The 19,239-nt window shown below is 70.3% G+C and carries 19 protein-coding genes and 2 pseudogenes; 15 read left to right on the top strand and 6 right to left on the bottom strand.

The window, feature by feature from the left end; all coding sequences use genetic code 11:
- Positions 1-167: 167 nt before the first annotated feature.
- Positions 168-647, bottom strand: a complete 480-nt coding sequence (locus G6045_RS01455; protein WP_165329869.1) for a Dps family protein — start codon at positions 645-647, stop codon at positions 168-170.
- Positions 648-862: 215 nt separating this feature from the next.
- Here G6045_RS01455 and G6045_RS01450 point away from each other — a divergent pair, with 215 nt between their 5' ends.
- Together G6045_RS01450 and G6045_RS01445 are read left to right on the top strand one after the other, a co-directional pair.
- Complete coding sequence (locus G6045_RS01450) at positions 863-1,753, top strand: RNA polymerase sigma-70 factor (protein WP_165329868.1); 891 nt, start codon at positions 863-865, stop codon at positions 1,751-1,753.
- Positions 1,754-1,857: 104 nt separating this feature from the next.
- The gene (locus G6045_RS01445) at positions 1,858-4,209 is read left to right on the top strand and encodes a glycoside hydrolase family 65 protein (protein ID WP_165329867.1); all 2,352 of its coding nucleotides are present in this window, start codon (positions 1,858-1,860) and stop codon (positions 4,207-4,209) included.
- A gap of 30 nt (positions 4,210-4,239) precedes the next feature.
- Here G6045_RS01445 and G6045_RS01440 read toward each other — a convergent pair whose 3' ends face one another.
- Positions 4,240-4,500 (bottom strand): WhiB family transcriptional regulator, encoded by a 261-nt coding sequence (locus G6045_RS01440; protein WP_165329866.1) that lies wholly within the window; start codon positions 4,498-4,500, stop codon positions 4,240-4,242.
- A 237-nt stretch (positions 4,501-4,737) separates the two neighbouring features.
- Between G6045_RS01440 and G6045_RS01435 the strand changes: the two are divergent.
- A pseudogene (locus G6045_RS01435) lies at positions 4,738-5,108 on the top strand (VOC family protein).
- Between the two features lie 3 nt (positions 5,109-5,111).
- On the opposite strand, the gene G6045_RS01430 reads toward G6045_RS01435, so the two are convergent.
- Complete coding sequence (locus G6045_RS01430) at positions 5,112-5,873, bottom strand: DUF899 family protein (protein WP_165329865.1); 762 nt, start codon at positions 5,871-5,873, stop codon at positions 5,112-5,114.
- A gap of 108 nt (positions 5,874-5,981) precedes the next feature.
- On the opposite strand from G6045_RS01430, the gene G6045_RS01425 reads away from it, so the two are divergent.
- The 11 genes and pseudogenes from G6045_RS01425 to G6045_RS01375 all read left to right on the top strand — a co-directional run bounded on the left by G6045_RS01425 (position 5,982) and on the right by G6045_RS01375 (position 13,735).
- Positions 5,982-6,968, top strand: coding sequence for a glutathione S-transferase family protein (locus G6045_RS01425; RefSeq protein ID WP_165329864.1), 987 nt, complete (start codon positions 5,982-5,984; stop codon positions 6,966-6,968).
- A 23-nt stretch (positions 6,969-6,991) separates the two neighbouring features.
- Positions 6,992-7,852, top strand: coding sequence for a fructosamine kinase family protein (locus tag G6045_RS01420; protein ID WP_165329863.1), 861 nt, complete (start codon positions 6,992-6,994; stop codon positions 7,850-7,852).
- 137 nt (positions 7,853-7,989) lie between these two features.
- Complete coding sequence (locus tag G6045_RS01415) at positions 7,990-8,442, top strand: ATP-binding protein (protein ID WP_165329862.1); 453 nt, start codon at positions 7,990-7,992, stop codon at positions 8,440-8,442.
- 288 nt (positions 8,443-8,730) lie between these two features.
- Positions 8,731-9,615 (top strand): STAS domain-containing protein, encoded by an 885-nt coding sequence (locus G6045_RS01410; RefSeq protein WP_165329861.1) that lies wholly within the window; start codon positions 8,731-8,733, stop codon positions 9,613-9,615.
- On the top strand, positions 9,612-10,022 hold the full coding sequence (locus G6045_RS01405) for an STAS domain-containing protein (RefSeq protein WP_165329860.1): 411 nt from the start codon (positions 9,612-9,614) through the stop codon (positions 10,020-10,022). Before G6045_RS01410 ends, G6045_RS01405 begins: the two co-directional genes overlap by 4 nt.
- Positions 10,006-10,491: an ATP-binding protein gene (locus tag G6045_RS01400; RefSeq protein ID WP_165329859.1), complete on the top strand. Its 486-nt coding sequence runs from the start codon at positions 10,006-10,008 to the stop codon at positions 10,489-10,491. Before G6045_RS01405 ends, G6045_RS01400 begins: the two co-directional genes overlap by 17 nt.
- Positions 10,488-11,507, top strand: coding sequence for an ATP-binding protein (locus G6045_RS01395; RefSeq protein ID WP_328707618.1), 1,020 nt, complete (start codon positions 10,488-10,490; stop codon positions 11,505-11,507). The genes G6045_RS01400 and G6045_RS01395 overlap by 4 nt, the downstream gene beginning before the upstream one ends.
- Entirely contained in the window at positions 11,504-12,748 is a 1,245-nt protein-coding gene (locus tag G6045_RS01390) for a PP2C family protein-serine/threonine phosphatase (protein WP_165329858.1), read from the top strand. Before G6045_RS01395 ends, G6045_RS01390 begins: the two co-directional genes overlap by 4 nt.
- Positions 12,745-13,131 (top strand): STAS domain-containing protein, encoded by a 387-nt coding sequence (locus G6045_RS01385; protein WP_165329857.1) that lies wholly within the window; start codon positions 12,745-12,747, stop codon positions 13,129-13,131. The genes G6045_RS01390 and G6045_RS01385 overlap by 4 nt, the downstream gene beginning before the upstream one ends.
- A 92-nt stretch (positions 13,132-13,223) precedes the next feature.
- Positions 13,224-13,514: pseudogene (locus G6045_RS01380) on the top strand (DUF2975 domain-containing protein); the annotation flags it as partial.
- Entirely contained in the window at positions 13,514-13,735 is a 222-nt protein-coding gene (locus tag G6045_RS01375) for a helix-turn-helix domain-containing protein (protein ID WP_165329856.1), read from the top strand. The pseudogene G6045_RS01380 and the gene G6045_RS01375, both read left to right, overlap by 1 nt.
- Before the next feature lie 92 nt (positions 13,736-13,827).
- Here G6045_RS01375 and G6045_RS01370 read toward each other — a convergent pair whose 3' ends face one another.
- The 3 genes from G6045_RS01370 to G6045_RS01360 all read right to left on the bottom strand — a co-directional run bounded on the left by G6045_RS01370 (position 13,828) and on the right by G6045_RS01360 (position 17,867).
- Positions 13,828-14,127: a putative quinol monooxygenase gene (locus tag G6045_RS01370; RefSeq protein WP_165329855.1), complete on the bottom strand. Its 300-nt coding sequence runs from the start codon at positions 14,125-14,127 to the stop codon at positions 13,828-13,830.
- A 24-nt stretch (positions 14,128-14,151) separates the two neighbouring features.
- Complete coding sequence (locus tag G6045_RS01365; RefSeq protein WP_165329854.1) at positions 14,152-16,725, bottom strand: GH32 C-terminal domain-containing protein; 2,574 nt, start codon at positions 16,723-16,725, stop codon at positions 14,152-14,154.
- Positions 16,726-16,904: 179 nt separating this feature from the next.
- Entirely contained in the window at positions 16,905-17,867 is a 963-nt protein-coding gene (locus G6045_RS01360; protein WP_165329853.1) for a carbohydrate kinase family protein, read from the bottom strand.
- Positions 17,868-18,181: 314 nt separating this feature from the next.
- On the opposite strand from G6045_RS01360, the gene G6045_RS01355 reads away from it, so the two are divergent.
- On the top strand, positions 18,182-19,207 hold the full coding sequence (locus G6045_RS01355; RefSeq protein ID WP_165329852.1) for a sugar ABC transporter substrate-binding protein: 1,026 nt from the start codon (positions 18,182-18,184) through the stop codon (positions 19,205-19,207).
- The last annotated feature ends 32 nt before the right edge of the window (positions 19,208-19,239 follow it).

The following is a 19,239-nucleotide window of genomic DNA, read 5'->3' as shown; positions in this document are numbered from 1 at the left end:
GGTCGGCGACTGGTCGGCGACTGGTCGGCGGCCGAGGAGATCATGTCCGATACGTTCCTGGGTGCGTCGGCGGTCCTGGAGCGCGGCATCGTGGACGCGGAGCGCGAGCGGCCCTGACGGCGGCCCAGCAGGGCGCCGCCCGGGCGGCGCCCTGCTGGGGCTCGGGGCTACTGGGGCCTGGGGTGTTCGGCCTGGAACATCCAGTGGTGCTTCTCCAGTTGAGCGGTCAGCCCGAGCAGGACGTCCTGGCTCACGAGGTCGGTGTCCCCGGTGATCCGGATGCGTTCGTGCATCCGGCGGATCGTCCCGGCGAGTGCGTCGATGAGCAGTTCGACGACGGCGTGCTCCTGCAGCCAGCCGTCCGGCGGCTGCGCGACGTCCGAGTGCCGGGCGAGCGTCGCGGCCCGTCCGTCGGGCGGAACTCCGATGGTCGACGAGCGTTCGGCGATGGTGTCCGCGTACGTACGGGCGGTCGCGACGACCTCGTCGAGCTGGAGGTGGATCGAGCGGAACCTCGGCCCGAGAATGTTCCAGTGCGCCTGCTTGGCGATCAGCGACAGATCCAGCAGATCGACGAGCGCGCCCTGCAGGACTTCCCCGGTGGCTTTGATGTCGGCCTCGGGGACCGGGCTGTTCACGGCAGTCATCGGCAGGCCTCCTATGAGGAAAGGGGGAGAGTGCTGATCGCCCGGGTGCCCCACCGTCCGGCGGCCATACGTCCTTGCGAATATGGGGCTCACGTGACGTGGGGCACAGGTACGTCGAGGTCCGGAAGGCGCCGGTCCACGCCGGCGTTGTCACAGATCCGCGCCGCCCGGCATCCCATGGGTGACCCGCTTCCGCACGCACCGAGGAGCCGCAGATGAGCCAGGCCACGGACCCCGCCACCGCCGCCTTCGTCGAGCACCGCAACCTGCTGTTCACCGTCGCGTACGAGATGCTCGGTTCCGCGGCGGACGCCGAGGACGTGCTGCAGGAGACCTGGCTCAAGTGGACCGGCGTGGAGTTCGACGAGGTCCGTGAACCGCGCGCGTACCTGGTGCGGATCACCACCCGGCAGGCGCTGATGCGGTTGCGCTCGCTCAAGCGCCGCAAGGAGGACTACGTCGGCCCATGGCTGCCCGAGCCCCTGCTCACCGCCCCGGACGTGGCCGAGAACGTCGAGCTCGCCGAGAGCGTCTCGACGGCGATGCTCCTCGTCCTCGAGACGCTCTCGCCCACCGAACGCGCGGTGTTCGTGCTGCGGGAGGTCTTCGCCCTCGGATACGACGAGATCGCCGCCGCGGTCGACAAATCCCCCGCGGCCGTACGCCAGATCGCGCACCGCGCCCGCAGTCATGTCGCTGCGCGCAGGCCCCGCGAGACCGTCACCTCGCACGCGGCGCAGGGCGCGCTCGACGCGTTCCGGCACGCCGTCGAGACCGGCGATCTACAGGGTCTGCTCGACAAGCTGGCGCCGGATGTCGTGATGCTGACGGACGGCGGCGGGGTCAAGCAGGCACTGCTCCACCCGCTCGCCGGTGCCGCGGAGGTGGGTTCCTTCCTCAGGCTGGCCCTGCCCCGGCTCAAGGAGACCGGCTCGGTCGAACCGGCCCAGGTCAACGGGCATCCGGCGCTGATCATCCGGATCGGCGGGGACCTGGACGGGGTCCTGACCGTACGGATCGACGAGGGCCTGATCACCGGGCTCTACCACGTCCGCAACCCGGAGAAGCTCTCGCACATGGCGGACGAGACGCCCGTCGGCCGCTGAGGGGCGGCCCGCGGGCCCGGGCTTGATCCGTCCCGTGCGCGGTACCCGTCCCCGATGACCCGCATCGACACCGTGAACGGCGCCCGACGAGCGGAGGGCCGCCCGTGATCAGGCACTCCGGATTCACCACCGAGCCCTGGCAAGTGCGGGAGGAATCCCTGCAGTTGGATGTGCTGCCGCAGACGGAGTCGCTGTTCGCGCTCTCCAACGGCCATATCGGCTGGCGCGGCAACCTCGACGAGGGCGAGCCGCACGGCCTGCCCGGCAGCTACCTCAACGGTGTCCACGAGCTGCACCCCATGCCGTACGCCGAAGCGGGCTACGGGTATCCGGACTTCGGCGAGTCCGTCATCAACGTCACCAACGGCAAGGTGATGCGGCTGCTCGTCGACGACGAACCCTTCGACCTGCGCTACGGCACCCTGCACCACCACGAACGCACCCTCGACTTCCGTACGGGGCAACTGCACCGCGCCGTCGACTGGACGTCGCCCGCGGGACGACGTGTCCGGGTGCGCTCGACCCGGCTCGTCTCGCTGACCCAGCGCGCCGTGGCCGCGATCCGCTACGAAGTGGAGCCGGTCTCGCACGAGACGCGGGTCGTCGTGCAGTCCGAGCTCGTGGCCAATGAGCAACTGCCGCCGCACAACGGGGACCCCCGCGGCTCGACCGTGCTGCAGTCGCCGCTGCGCGCCGAGGAACACCACGCCTCCGACGTCCATCTGGGCCTGATCCACTCCACCGAGAAGAGCCGACTGCGCGTCGCCGTGGCCGCCGAGCACCGGGTGGACGGACCGGACGGCTGGCAGGGCACCTCCGAGGCCGAACCCGATCTCGCGCGCTACACCGTGGTGGGCCGGCTCTCCCCCGGCGAGCGGCTGCGGGTGGACAAGACGGTGGCGTACGGCTGGTCGCGTACCCGCTCGCTGCCTGCCCTGCGGGATCAGGTGGACGCCGCGCTGGCCGCCGCCCGGCATACGGGGTGGCAGGGGCTCGCCGACGAACAGCGGCAGCGGCTCGACGCGTTCTGGGACTGTGCGGATGTGGAGGTGCGCGGCGACCAGCGGCTTCAGCAGGCCGTACGGTTCGCCCTGTTCCACGTGCTGCAGGCGGGCGACCGGGCCGAGGAACAGCCCATTCCCGCCAAGGGGTTGACCGGTCCCGGCTACGAGGGGCACTGCTTCTGGGACACCGAGGCGTACATCCTGCCGATCCTCACCTACACCGACCCCGACGCCGTGGCCCAGGCCCTGCGGTGGCGGCACAGCACCCTGCCCCTGGCGCAGGAGCGCGCGAGTCAACTCGGCCTGGCGGGCGCGGCGTTCCCGTGGCGCACCATCGCGGGCCGGGAGTGCTCGGGCTACTGGCCGGCCGGTGCTGCCGCCTTCCACGTCAACGCGGCCATCGCCGCGGCGGCGGTGCGCTATGTGGAGTGCACGGGCGACGAGGACTTCGAGCGGCATATCGGCGTGGACATCCTGGTGCACAGCGCACGTCTGTGGCACTCGCTCGGGCATCACGACGAGGCGGGCACGTTCCACATCGACGGAGTGACGGGTCCCGACGAGTACAGCGCCCTGACGAACGACAACCTCTACACGAATCTCATGGCCCAGCAGAATCTCCGGGACGCCGCCGACGCCGTGGAGCGGCACCCGGAGGCCGCGCGGCGCCTGGGGGTCGACGAGGGCCAGGTGCGCTGCTGGCGCCGGGCCGCCGACGCGATGGCCATCCCGTACAGCGAAGAACTCCAAGTGCACGAGCAGTCGGCCGGGTTCACCCGCCGCGCCCGCTGGGACTTCGCCGCCACGCACCCCGACCAGTACCCGCTGATGCACCACTTCCACTACTTCGCTCTCTACCGCAGCCAGGTCATCAAGCAGGCGGATCTGGTGCTCGCGCTCTTCCTGCGCGGCGACGCGTTCACCGACGAGGAGAAGGCGCGGGCTTTCGCGTACTACGAGGAGCTGACGGTGCGGGACTCGTCCCTGTCGGCCGCCTTCCAGGCCGTCGTCGCCGCGCGGACGGGACATCTGGACCTGGCGTACGACTATCTCGGCGAGACCTCGCTCATCGATCTGCTCGACCTGGAGCAGAACACCCGCGACGGCCTGCATCTCGCCTCGCTCGCGGGCAGCTGGATCGCCCTGGTCGCGGGTTTCGGCGGGCTGCGCCGCCAAGGCGGCGACCTCTCCTTCTCGCCACGGCTGCCGGACCACCTCTTCCGGCTTGCGTTCCGCATCACCGTGTTCGGCCGCCGGATCTCCGTGCGTATCACGCGCGACGCGGCGGAGTACACCCTGCTCAGCGGCGATTCCCTGGTCATACGCCACCACGGCGAGGAGGTGCGACTCACCCCTGAGCGCACCGAGACCCGGCCGCTGCCCGATCTGACGCCGCCGCGCACTCCCTCTCAGCCGAAGGGGCGTGAGCCTGTGCCCTTCGCGCAGCAGTGACGCCCCTGCGGCCTCGGGCGTCCCATCGGCTCAGCGGAAACGAGCGTGGTACCGCTCCCTGCGGCGCGCGGCCCGCAGCAGCGGGGCCCGTTCGCTCTCGGACGTACCGCCCCAGATGCCCGCCGTCTGCCCGCTGCTCAGTGCCAAGTCCAGGCACTGCTGCGCCACCGGACACCGACGGCACACCGCCTTCGCCTCCTGGAGGTCCCGCAGCGCAGGGCCTGTCGTGCCGACGGGGAAGAACAACTCCGGGTCCTCCCGCACGCATTCGGCCCGTTCCATCCACTCCATGTCCATCCCTTCACGGCACCGGAGCCTCGCGGGTACCCCGCGTACCGCAGGAGATAGGTGGGTCAGGGGACGAATTCGTAGGCTCGGCCCGACTTCCGGGCCGCATCAGACCGTCTGGGCAGGGCACTCGCCCGCGAGAAGTGACGCGCGAGAAGTCACCGGACCGAAGCCACTGGAGCGAAGTCACCGGAGCGAAGTCACCGGAGCAAAGTCCCCGGTGCACAGGAGGTTGATCCCATGCCGGTCGCCACGTACTGCCTGGTCGCCGTCGACTGCCCGACCCCGCGGCCCTCGCCGGTTTCTACGCCGCCCTGCTCGGCGGCGAGATCAAACAGGACAACGAGGACTGGTACGACCTGTACGCACCGGGCGGCCACCGCATGGCCTTCCAGCGGGCCCCGGGCCATCAGCCGCCGCAGTGGCCGCGCGCCGACACCAACTCCCAGCAGCTGCACCTCGATCTGACGGTCACGGACATGGCCGACGCCGAGGCCCAGGCCCTGGCGCTCGGCGCCATGCCCTTGGACCTCGACGACGACAACGGCCGCCGCGGCTTCCGCGTCTACGCGGACCCGGCGGGCCATCCGTTCTGTCTGTGCCGCGCCTGAGAGTCAGTGGCAGTGGGTCGTCCGGCCCAGTGTCTCCACCGGAGTCGCGCCCGGGCGGGTCCACTGCGGTGTGGGGCGGCCGGTCGGGCCCCAGGTGGGGTTGCCGTCCGCGTCGAAGCGCCAGGACCAGCACGCGTCGAGCCCCTTGGGCCAGCCCTCGGGGTTGTCCTCCCACTGCTCGCCGCGGCCGTACGGGGTCATGTCGAGCAGACCGAGGGCCGGGTTCGCGCGCTCGTTGCCGCGGCCCGTCGTGGAGTACGTGAGGAACGTACGGTCGCCGTCGCGCAGATAGCTCGCGAGGTAGCCCATCTCGCCGCCGGCCGGCTCGTCGATGCCGCGCACCGAGTACCAGGGCTGGGTGTAGCCCATGAACTCGGCGTAGGCGGCGACCTCGTTCCAGGCACCCGTGGTGACGACGGCGAACGACACGTTGCGGGCGTTGAGGTAGACGGAGTCGTCGAGGTGCCAGGCCGTGGTGGTGCAGCCCTCGCACTGTCCCTGGTGGGGCGCGCCGTCATACCACATGTGCTTGTAGAGCACGAGTTCCTCGCGCCCCTGGAACAGGTCCAGGAACGGCACGGCCCCGTCGGCGCCGACCACCTCGACGCCCCCGTCGAACTCCACCATCGGCAGCCGCCGCCGGGCCGCCGCGATCGCGTCCCCCTCGCGTGTGTGCGCCTTCTCGCGTACCAGCAGCTCGTCCCGTTCGGCCTGCCAGGTGGCCAGGTCGACGACGGGCGGGCGGCCGGACAGTTCGGTCGTCATGAGTTCTCCGCGGTGTCTGGTGCGGGCGGCGCCGTACGGCGCCGCATTTCCGGTCATCGGAGATGACTCCGCGCGACGCCGGAACTCATCGGCGTCTAGGCTCGGTGTATGGCTGGTGGTGGAGAGTTCAAAAGGGATCAGAACTACATCACGACGCGGATCACGGCCGACGGCCGCGACGGCTTCCCCGTGGAGCCCGGGCGCTATCGCCTGATCATCGCCCGCGCCTGTCCATGGGCGAACCGGGCGGCGATCGTACGGCGTCTGCTGGGGCTCGAGGGCGTCCTTTCGATGGGGATCGCCGGACCGCTGCACGACGAGCGCAGCTGGTCGTTCGATCTGGACCCCGGCGGCAAAGACCCCGTGCTCGGCATCGAACGCCTACAGGAGGCGTTCTTCAAACGGGACCCCGACTATCCGCGCGGTATCACCGTGCCCGCCCTCGTGGACATTCCGACGGGGCAGGTGGTGACCAACGACTTCGCCCGGATCACGCTCGATCTGGGGAGCGAATGGGCGGCACATCACCGGGACGGGGCGCCGGATCTCTATCCGGAGAAGCTGCGCGACGAGATCGAGGACGTGGCCGGAAAGGTCTTCACCGACCTGAACAACGGTGTCTACAAGTGCGGTTTCGCCACCTCGCAGGAGGCGTACGACAAGGCGTACCGCCAACTGTGGGACAGGCTCGACTGGTTGGAGGAGCGTCTGACGACCCGGCGCTACCTGGTCGGCGACTCGATCACCGAGGCGGATGTGCGCCTCTTCCCCACGCTGGTGCGCTTCGACGCCGTCTACCACGGCCACTTCAAGTGCAACCGGCACAAGCTCACCGAAATGCCCGCCCTGTGGGCGTACACGCGGGACCTCTTCCAGACCCCCGGCTTCGGCGACACCATCGACTTCGAGCAGATCAAGACGCACTACTACGGGGTGCATCGCACGGTCAATCCGACCGGGATCGTCCCGCAGGGACCTGATCCGAGCGGCTGGCTGACGCCGCACGGGCGGGACGAGCTGGGCGGCCGGCCGTTCGGCGACGGCACCGCGCCGGGGCCCCCGCCGGCCGGCGAGCGCGTCCCGCCGCTGGTCTGACGGCGCGGGCCTACCCTGGCCGGATGTCCCCCACGGATCCCGCAACGGCAGCCGCACTCCACACGGGTGGCACGGTGTCGGGGGTGCGGGACCGCTCCGGGGCGCTGTGCGAGGTGGAGCTCCTCGACGGGCGCTCGGTGATGGTGAAGCAGAACCGTGCGCCGGGGGCGACGCGGGCCGAGGCCACGGGTCTGGAGTGGCTGGCCGCGTCCGGAACCGTGCGGGTGCCGTTGCTCCACGGGTGGGACGAGCGGTGGCTGGTCGCCGAGCGGGTGGTGACCGGTCCGCCCGGTCGCGCCGCGGCCGTGGAGCTGGGGCGCTCCTTGGCACGGATGCACCGCGCCGGCGCCCCCGCGTTCGGCGCCCCGCCGCCGGACGGACCCGTCGAGGCGTACATCGGACAGGCACCGATGCGCAACAACGCCCAGGACAGCTGGCCGGGTTGGTACGCGGAACAGCGCGTCCTGCCGTATCTGCGCACCGCCGTGGACGACGGCACGATCCGGCCCCAGGAAGCCGGGACCGTCGAGCGGCTCTGCGACCGGCTGCCCGACCTGGCCGGTCCCGCCGAACCACCGGCCCGGCTGCACGGGGACCTGTGGAACGGCAACGTCCTGTGGGGCGCCGACGGCCATCCGTATCTGATCGATCCGGCGGCACACGGCGGCCACCGCGAGACGGACCTGGCCATGCTCCACCTCTTCGGCTGCCCCCAACTGCCCTCGGTCATCCAGGGTTACGAGGAGATCGCCCCGCTCTCCGAGGGCTGGCGCACCCGCATCCCCCTGCACCAGCTCTTCCCACTCCTGGTGCACGCGGCCCTGTTCGGCCGCGGCTACGCCGAACAGGCCCTGGACGCGGCCCGATCCGCCCTCGCCGTCTGAACCGGCCGGGTGCGGCCGAATGCGGTAACTGTCCGCGCGGATACGGGAAGACGGGCATGAGCGGTGTGAGGTCGGGCACACGCCACGACGAGGTGCACTCAGATCGCCGTCGTCCCATCCGAAAAGAGGCACTCCCCATGCACCGGCACTTCCGCCACCACAGTGGATCACCCGACCGGCACTCGCCGCCCGGCACACCCGCCGAGGCACGCGCACGCGTCAAGCGCCTGCTCGCCTTGCGGTTCGGGGCCAACGGCCGTCAGCTGACCCGGGACCCCGGCGTCGCGGACATCCTCCTGGTGACTTCCGAACTGTGCAGCAACGCACTGACCCACGGGGGTGGCATCGCCGCCTTCGGTGTCCACGTCGAAGAGGACGGCGTGGCCTTGGAAGTGGCCGACCACTCCTTCCAGCTCCCGGCCACCCGCGCCGATGCCGCCGACGCCATGGCGCCGGGCGGCTACGGATGGAAGCTCGTGGAGCGGCTGTCCGGCGACGTGAGCGTCATGCTCTGCTCGGACGGCAAGGTCGTCAGCGTATGGATGCCCTTGCGCCCGCACCCGAAGCACACGCTCGCGGCAACGGCTTGACACCGCGGAGACCGGCAACGCGCGGACACAACACCGGCAATGCGCGTACGCATCACCCGCACCGGTGACCACACAAACCTCCGTACGCCACAAAGAATTACGGCTGCCCGGGCATTACCTGCCCCCAAGGGGGTACGCGGCGTCCCGAACTCCGTCGCGTCGGCCCACACCGGATGTGACCAGGACCGCACAGGTCGGCTTGCCCTCCCTGCCGGCCTGATCGGCACCCTGGGCCCGTCCACGGCCGGCAGCGGCGGAGTGCAAGGTTGTCGAAGACGAGAGGTGCATGTGAGTCCGCGGGAAGATGCCACCCGGGAGCGTCTGCACGACGCCCTCAGGGAACGTCACGAAGAGATCGCCGACCGGTGGGTACGGCTGCAGCTGGAGCAGACCGACGCCGTCGACCTCGACGAGGGCCAGCTGCGCACGGAGGCCGGCCAGTTGCTCGCCGCGCTCACGGACGGCCTGTCCGGCGAGACGCCGGTGCGCCACCTCTTCGCCTCGCACCGCGATCTGCGCGCCTGCGTCATGGAGTTGTCGCTGCACCGCGCCCGCGCCGGCGCCTCCCCCACCGACACCTCGCTCGCCGTGCTCTGCCTCAAGGAAGCCCTCCTTGAGGCGATGCAGTACACGACGCGGGACACCGCGGAGCTGTTCGCCGCCGCCGTGCTGATCAACCGGCTGCTCGACACGGCCGGGGCGCTCTCCTTCGAGACGTATGTCGAGGGCCGCGAGGAGATCATCCGGCGCCAGAGCCGCCAGCTGCTCGAAGTCTCCACCCCCGTGGTCCGGTTGTGGCGCCATGTGCTGGCCGTGCCCCTGATCGGCACGCTGGACACGGCGCGTACCCAGGTCGTGATGGAGAGCGTGCTGCAGGCCATCCAGGAGCACGAGGCGCAGGTGGCCATCATCGACATCACCGGGGTCCCCGCGGTGGACACGGCCGTCGCCCAGCATCTGATGCACACCGTCAACGCCGTACGGCTGATGGGCGCCGACTGCGTCATCAGCGGTATCCGCCCGCCGATCGCGCAGACCATCGCCCAGCTCGGCATCGATCTGTCGACCATCCTCACCAAGGCCACCCTCGCCGACGCGCTCGCCGCGGCGGTCCGGATCACGGACGAGCCCATGCCCGGCGCGGACGCGCACCTCACGGCGGCCGCACGGTGAACGCTCCGCGGCCTTCGGCCGTGCCCATCCTGCGGCTCGGCGACGTGTTGGTGACCGGGCTCCTCAACGAGCTCGACGACACCTCCGCTCTGACGTTCACCGACGAGCTGACGGAGCGCATCGTCGCCGACGGCGCGCGCGGCGTCCTGATCGACGTCTCGCGCCTCGACCTCATCGACTCGTTCGTCGCCCGCACCCTCACCGAACTCGCCACCATGGCACGCCTCCTGGGTGCCAGGGTCATCGTCGCGGGGATGCGTCCGGCGGTGGCGATCACGCTGGTCGAACTGGGGCTGCAGCTCAAGGGCGTGGAGACCGCTCTCAACGCGGAGCAGGGCATGCACGCGCTGGGGTGGCAGCAGACGGCACGGTCCCCGAGAGGCGACGCGTATGACGCTCTACGATGAAGCGTTCGCCCGCGGCGCACGGCACGCCGACGCCCCGCTGCGGCCCGTCGGTCTGGACGTCGCTCCCGACGGCGCGCAGACGCACGCGGTGATGAGCGAGCAGGATCTGCTGACCGTCCGGCACGCGGTACGGTCCGCCACGGTCGCGGCCGGGTTCGCTCTGGTGGATCAGACCCGTATCGTCACCGCGGCCAGCGAACTCGCCCGTAACGCCTATGTGCACGGCGGCGGAGGCTCGTTGACCATCGAGGTGCTCGGGCACGGCGCCCGCGGTGGCGTCCGCCTGACGGTGCGGGACAACGGTCCCGGCATCCCCGATCTGGACAAGGCGCTCACCGACGGCTGGACCACCGGGACCGGCCTCGGGCACGGCCTCGGCGGGGCCCGCCGGCTCATGCACGAGTTCGGCGTGGACACGACCGTCGGCGAGGGCACCACGGTGACGGCGGTCCGGTGGAACAACCGGTGACGGCGGCGACGGCGCAGGGCCATGTGGCGACGCAGGTCCGGATGGACCACTACAGCGCCGTCCACATGGCCGCCAACGCGGCGCGCGCCACCGCCGAACTCTGCGCTCTGGGCGGGTCGTTGCCCGAGCGTGCCGCCGTGCTGGCCAGCGAACTGGCCAGCAATGTGGTCAAACACGCCAAGGACGGCGCGCTCTACCTGCAGAAATCGCCCGACGGTACGGGGGTCCAGATCATCGCCGTCGACCGCGGCCCGGGCATGGCGGACCCCGCCTTGTGCATGGCCGACGGCTACACCAGCACCGGCACGCTCGGTTCGGGTCTGGGCGCCGTGCAGCGTATCGCCGACGAGTTGACCATCCGCTCCCGCCCCGGCGAGGGGACCTTGGTCTGCGCCCGTCTGTCCGCCCCCGGCACTCGGCGCGTGAACGGGCCGGGTCTGGGCGCGCTGTTGATGCCGGCGCAAGGCGAGGAGGAAAGCGGTGACCACTGGGCCATGGTCCGCACCGAGGACACGCGCACCTTCGCCGTGATCGACGGCCTCGGGCACGGCAGTACGGCTGCCGAGGCCTCCCGGGCGGCCGTCGGCATCTTCCTCGGAGCCGGCGAACTCCCGCTGCCCGAACTGCTCGAGTCCCTGCATGTCGGGCTGCGGCGCACCAGAGGCGCTGCGGTGGCGCTCCTTCGGCAGCGCCCCGGCAGCGTCGAGCACTGCGGCGTGGGCAATGTGCGCGTCGCACTGACCACGCCGGACGGGACGGTGCGGCGGATGGCGCCGCGCCCGGGCGTGGTCGGCTGGAACCTTCCCGCGCCGTACGTCGAGCGGATCGACGCACCCGCGGGGAGCTCCGTGGTCGTGCACACCGACGGCGTCGGCGATGCATGGGCGAGGAACCCCTCCCCGGCCACGCTGCGCCTGCCGGCGCCTCTGCTCGCCGCCGCCCTCGCCCATGGCCACCGCCTGTCGCGGGACGACGCCACCGTGCTCGTCTCCGGTACGACCAAAGGAAGTTCATGATCACGCATGGCACCACGCACCGCTCCCTGCGGGGTCTGCGTGCCACCCTGCGCCGGCTCGCCCACCAGTGGCAGCTGCCCGCCGAGCTGAGGGCCCGGCTCACCCTGTCGGTGTCGACCGTGGCCGCCGAGGAGCTCAACGCGGGCCGCATCGTCACCCTGCACGTGGCACCCGAGCCGGCCCCGGACGGACGCCCGCCGCAACTGGCCGTCCGGCTGCGCGCTCCGCTCGCACCGCCGGGGGTGCCCGCACCGCGGGATCTTCCGCTGCCGGCGGAGCAGTTGCCGGGTGCCGTCACCCTGTGGCGGCTGCCGGCCCAGGCCTACGCGCCCATGGCGGAGAGTTCTGTAGGCCAGCTGGAACTGCTCGAGGAGGAGCTGCGGTCCGCGGTCGAACGAGCCGACGCGCTCGCCGCGGAACAGGACCGCCTCACCCGTGAGTTGAACGAGACGAACAGCGGAGTACTGGCCCTGTACGTCCAGTTGGAGGAGCGCGACGAGCAACTGCGCCGTGCTCACGGACGGACCCTGCGCGAGCTCGAGGACGCGCTGCGGCCGCCGCCGGTGCGGATCGAGGGCCTGGAGATGGCCGTCCACTATGCGCCCGCCGACACGCACGCGCCGACGGGCGGGGACCTGTACGACTGGTTCCGGCTGCCCGACGGCAGCGTCCACATCACCGTGGTCGACGCGCTCGGGCACGGTGTGACCAGCACCCGCAGCGCGCTCAACGTGACTCATGCGGTGCGCACGCTCGCCTTGGAGGGGCATCCGCTCGACTCGATCGTCGCCCGTACCGACGAGATCCTGCTGCCGTTCGACGGCGAGCTGATGTCGACGGTGCTGCTCGTCCGCATCGATCCCGGCTCGGGCCGGCTCTCGGTGGCCAACGGCAGTCATCCGCCGCCGCTCCTGGTCCGCGCCGACGGCGCCACCAAGCTGGTCGAGGTACGTGGGCGCGGAATCGGCTATCCGCTGGCCGGCAGCGACGCCGTGCGGCACGAACATCTCGGCCCGGGCGACCTGTTGGTGCTCTACACGGACGGCCTGACCGAGAGCCGCCGCGACCCGATCGAGGGCGAGGCCCGGCTCGCAGCCGCCGCGAGCCGTCTGCGCCGACTGCCTATAGCGGAGTTTCCCGGCGCTGTCGCGGCCGAACTGCACACGCGGATCCTCCATTCCGACGACACCCTCGCCTTGGCGGTGCGCCGCACGATGCCGACTCCAGGTGGAACACCGTGAACCCCACAAGCCCCTTCTCGGTGACCCACCGCGCATGCCGCGGCGGCACCGTCCTGACCATTACCGGCGAGCTCGACTACGACGCCACACCCGCGGTGCGCAAAGCGCTGGAGAGCGTGTGCCTGTCGGCCGGCGATCTGCTGGTCCTCGACCTGACACAGGTGCCGTTCTGCGACTCCAGCGGCATCACCCAGCTCATCGCCGCCCGCAACACCGCGATCGGCCGGCGAGCCGCCATCGCGGTCGCCGGCCTGACACCCGCGGTGTCCCGTGTCCTGCACATCACGGGCCTCAACGCCGTACTGCCGTCGTACGCCTCCCCCGACGAGGCGTTCAGCACTGCTGGGGCACGGGGCACGGGGCCGGTGGCGGAGCACGATTAGCTCGTCGCGTCGGTGGCCGGGCGGCGTCGCTGCCTCAGGCCGCGGTGACCGTGATCGGGCCGCTGTACGCGCCCGGTGCGAGGTCGGGCACGGTGACAAGGGCACGGCGGTCGTCCGTGCCGACCTCGGTGGCGAGAACGGCTTCCGTGGACGGCATCATCGGCGCGATCGTCGCGGCCGCTCTCGTATGGTTCACGGTCACTGCCGTCAACGCGCCCGGCCAGCGGGACGACCCGGGCGTCACCCTGATCATGGCCGGGATCGGCGTAGCCATCCTGGGAGTCGCCCTCATCGTGGTCGTCCTGCGGATGCTGCTCGCCCAGGCCGTCGCCCGCGACGCCGAGGCGGCACAGATCCAGGCCGAGCTGGACGAGGTGATCTGATGCCGATCACCGTCGACATCGACGTGATGCTGGCCCGACGGAAGATGTCCGTGGGGGAACTCGCCGACCGAGTGGGGATCACGCCCGCCAACCTGGCGGTACTCAAGAACGGCCGCGCCAAAGCGGTGCGCTTCACGACGCTCGCCGCCCTCTGCGAGGTACTCGAATGCCAGCCGGGTGACCTGCTGCGCTGGGAGGCCGAGAACACCACGGGCGGGTGAACCGTCCCTGCCGACGCGTCGGCGCCGGACGCGCCCGCCCGCGAACTCCGCTGACGAAGCTGCGGAGTTCGCGGCGGTCTGCGTCCAGGCCGTCAGTCCACCGCATCAAGGAAGGTCAGCACCGAGGCGTCCTCCTCGATCAGCGGGGCGAGTGCCTTGTTGAACGGGCCTCCGTACGGGGCCTTCAGATGGGCCTGGAACGCGGCTTCGTCCCGGTACACCTCGAAGATCCAGAAGGCCCGTGGGAACGCTGTCTTCGTGTAGATCTCGAAGGCGAGGTTTCCCTCTTCATCACGGACCCTGTCGGCGTATTCCTGAATCAGCCGGGACACCTCACCCTCCGCTCCCTCGCGTGCGGTGAACTCGGCGAGCAGGGTCTTGGTCTTGCGCACTATGGCGAGTCCTTCGGGGTCGGGTCAGTCGCGGTACGAGTCGAGGCGCCACACGCGGGCCTTGTCCAGCTTCACCGAGCCGTTCTCGGCGAAGATCTCCACGCCTTGGGCGGCCGGGTCCGGGAAGATCTGGTCGGTGATCACGGCTTCGCCCTTGCCTCCGAAGACCTCGACCGACGACCAGTCGACGAGGATCCGCAGCTTCACCTTGCCGTCCTTGGCCTTCAGCGGTGCCCGCTGGACTCCGGGGAAGCTGTCGCTGAAGTCCACGGCCCCCGAGCGGGTGCGGTCGACGTACAGCTCCTGGGTGGTGGCGTCGTAGCCGATGACGGTCTCTTCGCCGCCGGCGCCGGTGCGCACCTTCAGACCGAAGCGGTCGGCGTCCTTGAGGGAGAAGGTCGCTTCGATATCGAGCGCCTTCCCGGTCGCGGCCTGTCCGCCCAGCGGCCGCGAGGTGTTCGTGACCGTGACGCCGGTGGCCGTCGCCGCGTCTTCCTGGCGCAGGGACTTGATGCTGCCCACCGGTTCGCTGGTCAGCCGGATCCGGCCGTCCACGGTGCGCAGAGCCATCTGCCGGGGGACGCTCTGTGCGCTGCGCCACGGGGAGGTCGGGGTGGCGCCCGCATACTCCCAGTTGTTCATCCAGCCGATCATGTAGCGCTTGCCGCCCGGCGCGTTCTCCCAGGACACCGCCGCGTAATAGTCCTTGCCGTAGTCCGCCCAGGCTGCGCGCTGCACCGTGGATTCGGCCGGCTCGTAGGCGGTGGTGAACTGGTCGGCGAGGAGGTGCCCCATACCCCCGGTGTTGCGGTCGACGAGCTGGATCCGGGCCTTCTTTCCCGCGTACGGGCGCAGGTCGAAGGAGGCCCAGTCGAGGGACTCGGTGTGGGTGCCGCTGGCGCTGCGGACCACCTTGCCGTCGACGAGGAGGTTGACCGATGTCTCGCGGGAGACGGGCTGGGCCGCGGCGTCGGACAGCATGATGTGGTCGACATTGATGTGGCCCCAGCCACCGGTGTGGTCGTCGACGATGCGGATCCGCGCCGTCTTGCCGGCCAGCGCCTTGACGTCCCAGGAAGCCCAGTTGAGCGCCTCACCGTCCTTGCCTGACGTGCTGCGGACGACTTCGCCGTCGACGAGGAGTTCGACGGCCGTGGGGTTCTCGGTGCTGGAGGGGTGATTGCCGCCGCCGACGAGGAAGTTGATGTGGTCCTTGTCGATGGTGAACTCCGGCGAGGTGAGCGTGCCGGTGGTCGAGTCGCCGTTCCGGAAGCTGTTGACCAGGCCGTTGCCCAAGTACCCGTTGACTTCCTGCTGGTTGGGCAGGGTGCCGGCGGCGGGTGCGGAGCCGAAGGCGTCGCCGGTCGTCGTCCAGTCGCCGTAGTCGCCGCCTTCGAAGTCGGCGAGGACCGTACCTGCGGGCGGGTCGGCCGGACCCGGCACCGTGCCGGGCTTGTGGGGGTGCCGTCCGCCGCCGACCTTGAAGTTCAAGTACCGGCTGTCGACGGTGAATTCGGGTGAGGTGAGGGTGCCGGTGGTGGCGTCGCCGCCGTGGAAGCTGTTGGCGAGCCGCGCGCCGTCGAATCCGGTGACCTCCGACTGGCCTGCCACGGCGCCTGTCGCCGGGCCGTCGCCGAACGCGGTGCCGGTGGCGGTCCAGGTGCCGAAGTCGGCTGCTTCGAAGTCCTGCACGACGGTGCCGGCCGGCGGGGTGTACGTGCCGGAGTCCTCGGCGGTGAACTTCTTGCCGTCGAAGTCGCCCACGAAGTACTGGGCTCCCGAACCTCCGGCGATGCCACCGGGGTTCATGTTGACGACAAGGACCCACTTGGTCTTCTTCTTGTCACCGTCGACGGGGAGGGGGAACAGGTCGGGGCACTCCCAGACTCCGCCGGTCGCGCCGGCCGGACCGAAGTCGCTGAGCAGGTCCCAGTCCTTGAGGTTCTTCGAGGAGTAGAACTGCACCTTGTGCTCGGTGGAGAGCGAGACCGTCATCAGCCAGCTCTTGGTGGGCGCGTACCACTGGACCTTGGGGTCCCGGAATTCCTTGGACCCGATGTCCAGGACGGGATTGCCTTCGTACTTGGTCCAACTGCGGCCCCGGTCGGTGCTGTACGCGAGCGACTGCGCCTGGATACCAGTGGCCTTGTCGAGACTGGTGTAGATCGCCACCATGGCCGGGTCCTGCTCCGTGCCGAACCCGGTGGTATTGCCCCAGTCGACGACCGCACTGCCGGAGAACACCATCTCCTTGTCGTCGTGCGACAAGGCGAGCGGAAGCTCCTTCCAGTGCACCAGGTCCTTGCTGACCGCGTGCCCCCAGGACATGTCGCCCCACGAGTTGCCGTTGGGGTTGTACTGGTAGAAGAGGTGGTACTCGCCCTTGTAGTACACGAGCCCGTTGGGGTCGTTCATCCAGTTCTCCTGCGGCGAGAAGTGGAACTGGGGACGGTACTTCTCCGCGAACGGCGGGGAGTTCGGCGGGGTGTCGGACGTCGCGGCCTGCGAAGGCAGCGTGGCTGCGGACATGGCGCAGACGGTCGCCACCGCGGCGATCAGCCGTCTGCGGGCAGGCCGGGTTACGCGTACAGAGCTCATGATCTCTCCTGTGCGGAGGGAGGTGGGGTGAAGGGCCGGGGCTGGTGTCATCGTTGACTTATGTCATCGATGACACCAGCGAGCCGATGATGGAGTCGAGTCGGCCGCCGCGTCAACGGTTCGCGCACAAAGCTCCGTTGGGCGTCACACGGCTCGCCAGCTGGGCGCCGCACGGCTCCTCAGCCTCGTCCGCTGGTGACAAGCTCCTCCACCTCGCTCCGCCACGGCGGGTTGGGGCCGGGAACCGAGCAGGTCAGAGCCGCGACTCTGGAGGCGAACCGGCAGGCTCCCGCCACGTCGTCGAGACGCACGTCCGGCAGCCGGCCACCGAGCAGACCTCTCGCGCCGAGATGGTGCAGCAGTCCGGCGGTGAAGGAGTCCCCCGCGCCCACGGTGTCGACGACGACCGCCGGAGTGGCCGGCATCTGCAAGCGTTCGCCGTCGAGCGACGCCAGCACTCCGCCCGCACCGCGTGTGATCACCACGAGCCGCGCACCCGCCGCGTGCCAGATGTCGCACGCCTCCTCGGGCGAGGTGCCGGGCAGCAGGATCTCCAGGTCCTCCTCGCTCAGTCGCAGTACGTCGGCGAGGGTGCACCAGTACGCCAGCCGGTCGCGGTAGACCTCGGGCCGTACCAGCAGGGGCCGGACGTTGGGGTCGATGCTGATCGTCGCGCCGGGGGCCGCTGCCGCCAGGAAGTCCTCCACCACGCCCGCGCCGGGCTGCCGCACCAGGGCCAGCGATCCGGTGTGGACGCAGGCGGTCCCGGACAGGTCCACGCGCGCCAACTCCTCGGCCCTCCACTGCCAGTCGGCCGTGTTCTGCGCATGGAAGGAGAACGTCGCCTGCCCCTGAGTGTCCAGCTCCGCCACGGCCAGCGTGCTGGGCTCGGCGGCCTCGACGGCGTCCGACAGATCCACGCCGGAGGCCTCGAGATGGCCGCGGAACAACCGGCCGAACACATCCCCGGATATGCGGGCAAGGAAGCGGGCCGAGGTGCCGAGCCGCGCCAGGGCCACTGCCGTGTTCGCAGGTCCGCCGCCCGGTAGCACCCGCAGCGCCAATTCGCCTGTGGTGTTTGCCGGTTCGGTGAAGGCGTCGGCGACGCACTCGCCGAGGACGGTGATCTGACGTGGAGTCATGGGCAGCTCTTCTCTCGGAAGTACGGGCAAAGGGGGCGCAGGCACGCACGGCCGCCGCTCGACTCCGTACGGCATCGCCGGGCACTGGACCGTTGCCGGTTCGCCGGGCTGGAAGGTGCGTTGCCGATTTGTGACGAGCGGAAGGCATTGACGTTGCCGGGATGCGGAGTCCATCATCCTCGCCAGACAGTGTCAACGATGACATAAGTCAACGATGACACCCGGCAGAGCTCTGAGGCCACTCGCGCAGTGCTCTGAGACCCGACCCGTACTGAGACCCGCCCCGTGCCGCCAGCCATCCCACAGGAGTCGCCATGTCACGCACCACTCGTACGTCCCGCTCCGCCCTCGCGGCCGCCGCGCTCACCACGGCCGCGGCGCTCACCCTCGCGGCCTGCGGATCCGGCTCCGGATCGAGCCCGGCCGGCGGCAGTTCGGACAGCGTCAAGGTCGGCCTGATCACCAAGACCGACACCAACCCGTTCTTCGTGAAGATGAAGGAGGGCGCGGAGCAGGCCGCGAAGAAGCATGGAGCCGAACTGCTCACCGCCGCAGGCAAGTTCGACGGCGACAACGCGGGGCAGGTCACGGCGATCGAGAACATGGTCGCCTCGGGCGTCAAGGGCATCCTGCTGACCCCCAGCGACTCCAAGGCCATCGTGCCCGCGATCGAGAAGGCCCGCGCCAAGGGTGTCCTGGTCATCGCCCTGGACACCCCGACGGAGCCGCAGAGCGCGGTCGACGCGCTGTTCGCCACCGACAACCTCAAGGCCGGTGAGCTGATCGGCCAGTACGCGAAGACCGCCATGGCCGGGAAGGCCGCGAAGATCGCCACGCTTGACCTCGCGCCGGGTGTCTCCGTGGGCGTCCAGCGGCACAACGGCTTCCTGAAGGGCTTCGGCATCAAGGAGGGCGACCCCTCCGTCGTCTGCTCCCAGGACACCGGCGGTGACCAGGCCAAGGGGCAGACGGCGATGGAGAACTGCCTCCAGAAGGAGCCGGACATCAACGTCGTCTACACCATCAACGAACCGGCCGCGCTGGGCGCTTACACCGCACTCAAGGCCAAGGGCCGGGAGAAGGACGTCCTGATCGTCTCGGTCGACGGCGGTTGCACCGGGACCCAGGCGGTCAAGGACGGCAAGATCGCCGCCACCTCCCAGCAGTACCCGCTGAAGATGGCCGCGCAGGGGGTCGAGGCCGTCGTGAACTACGCCGAGGACGACAAGAAGAAGGCCTCCGGCTACACCGACACCGGCGTCACCCTCGTCACCGACAAGGCGCAGGGCGGGGTCACGTCCGAGGACACCGGATACGGGCTGGAGAACTGCTGGGGCTGAGCCGCCCCTCAAGGACGACAACCCCCGTATTC

This window comes from Streptomyces mesophilus, from assembly GCF_011044995.1.
GTDB lineage: Bacteria > Actinomycetota > Actinomycetes > Streptomycetales > Streptomycetaceae > Streptomyces > Streptomyces mesophilus.
This window is presented reverse-complemented; position numbering and strand designations above follow the sequence as displayed.

Bases quoted from the DNA above. Each gene is read 5' to 3' on its own strand.
- G6045_RS01455 (WP_165329869.1), bottom strand. From the start codon at position 647: ATGACTGCCGTGAACAGCCCGGTCCCCGAGGCCGACATCAAAGCCACC.
- G6045_RS01450 (WP_165329868.1), top strand. From the start codon at position 863: ATGAGCCAGGCCACGGACCCCGCCACCGCCGCCTTCGTCGAGCACCGC.
- G6045_RS01440 (WP_165329866.1), bottom strand. From the start codon at position 4,500: ATGGAGTGGATGGAACGGGCCGAATGCGTGCGGGAGGACCCGGAGTTG.
- G6045_RS01430 (WP_165329865.1), bottom strand. From the start codon at position 5,873: ATGACGACCGAACTGTCCGGCCGCCCGCCCGTCGTCGACCTGGCCACC.
- G6045_RS01425 (WP_165329864.1), top strand. From the start codon at position 5,982: ATGGCTGGTGGTGGAGAGTTCAAAAGGGATCAGAACTACATCACGACG.
- G6045_RS01420 (WP_165329863.1), top strand. From the start codon at position 6,992: ATGTCCCCCACGGATCCCGCAACGGCAGCCGCACTCCACACGGGTGGC.
- G6045_RS01415 (WP_165329862.1), top strand. From the start codon at position 7,990: ATGCACCGGCACTTCCGCCACCACAGTGGATCACCCGACCGGCACTCG.
- G6045_RS01400 (WP_165329859.1), top strand. From the start codon at position 10,006: ATGACGCTCTACGATGAAGCGTTCGCCCGCGGCGCACGGCACGCCGAC.
- G6045_RS01390 (WP_165329858.1), top strand. From the start codon at position 11,504: ATGATCACGCATGGCACCACGCACCGCTCCCTGCGGGGTCTGCGTGCC.
- G6045_RS01375 (WP_165329856.1), top strand. From the start codon at position 13,514: ATGCCGATCACCGTCGACATCGACGTGATGCTGGCCCGACGGAAGATG.
- G6045_RS01365 (WP_165329854.1), bottom strand. From the start codon at position 16,725: ATGAGCTCTGTACGCGTAACCCGGCCTGCCCGCAGACGGCTGATCGCC.
- G6045_RS01360 (WP_165329853.1), bottom strand. From the start codon at position 17,867: ATGACTCCACGTCAGATCACCGTCCTCGGCGAGTGCGTCGCCGACGCC.
- G6045_RS01355 (WP_165329852.1), top strand. From the start codon at position 18,182: ATGTCACGCACCACTCGTACGTCCCGCTCCGCCCTCGCGGCCGCCGCG.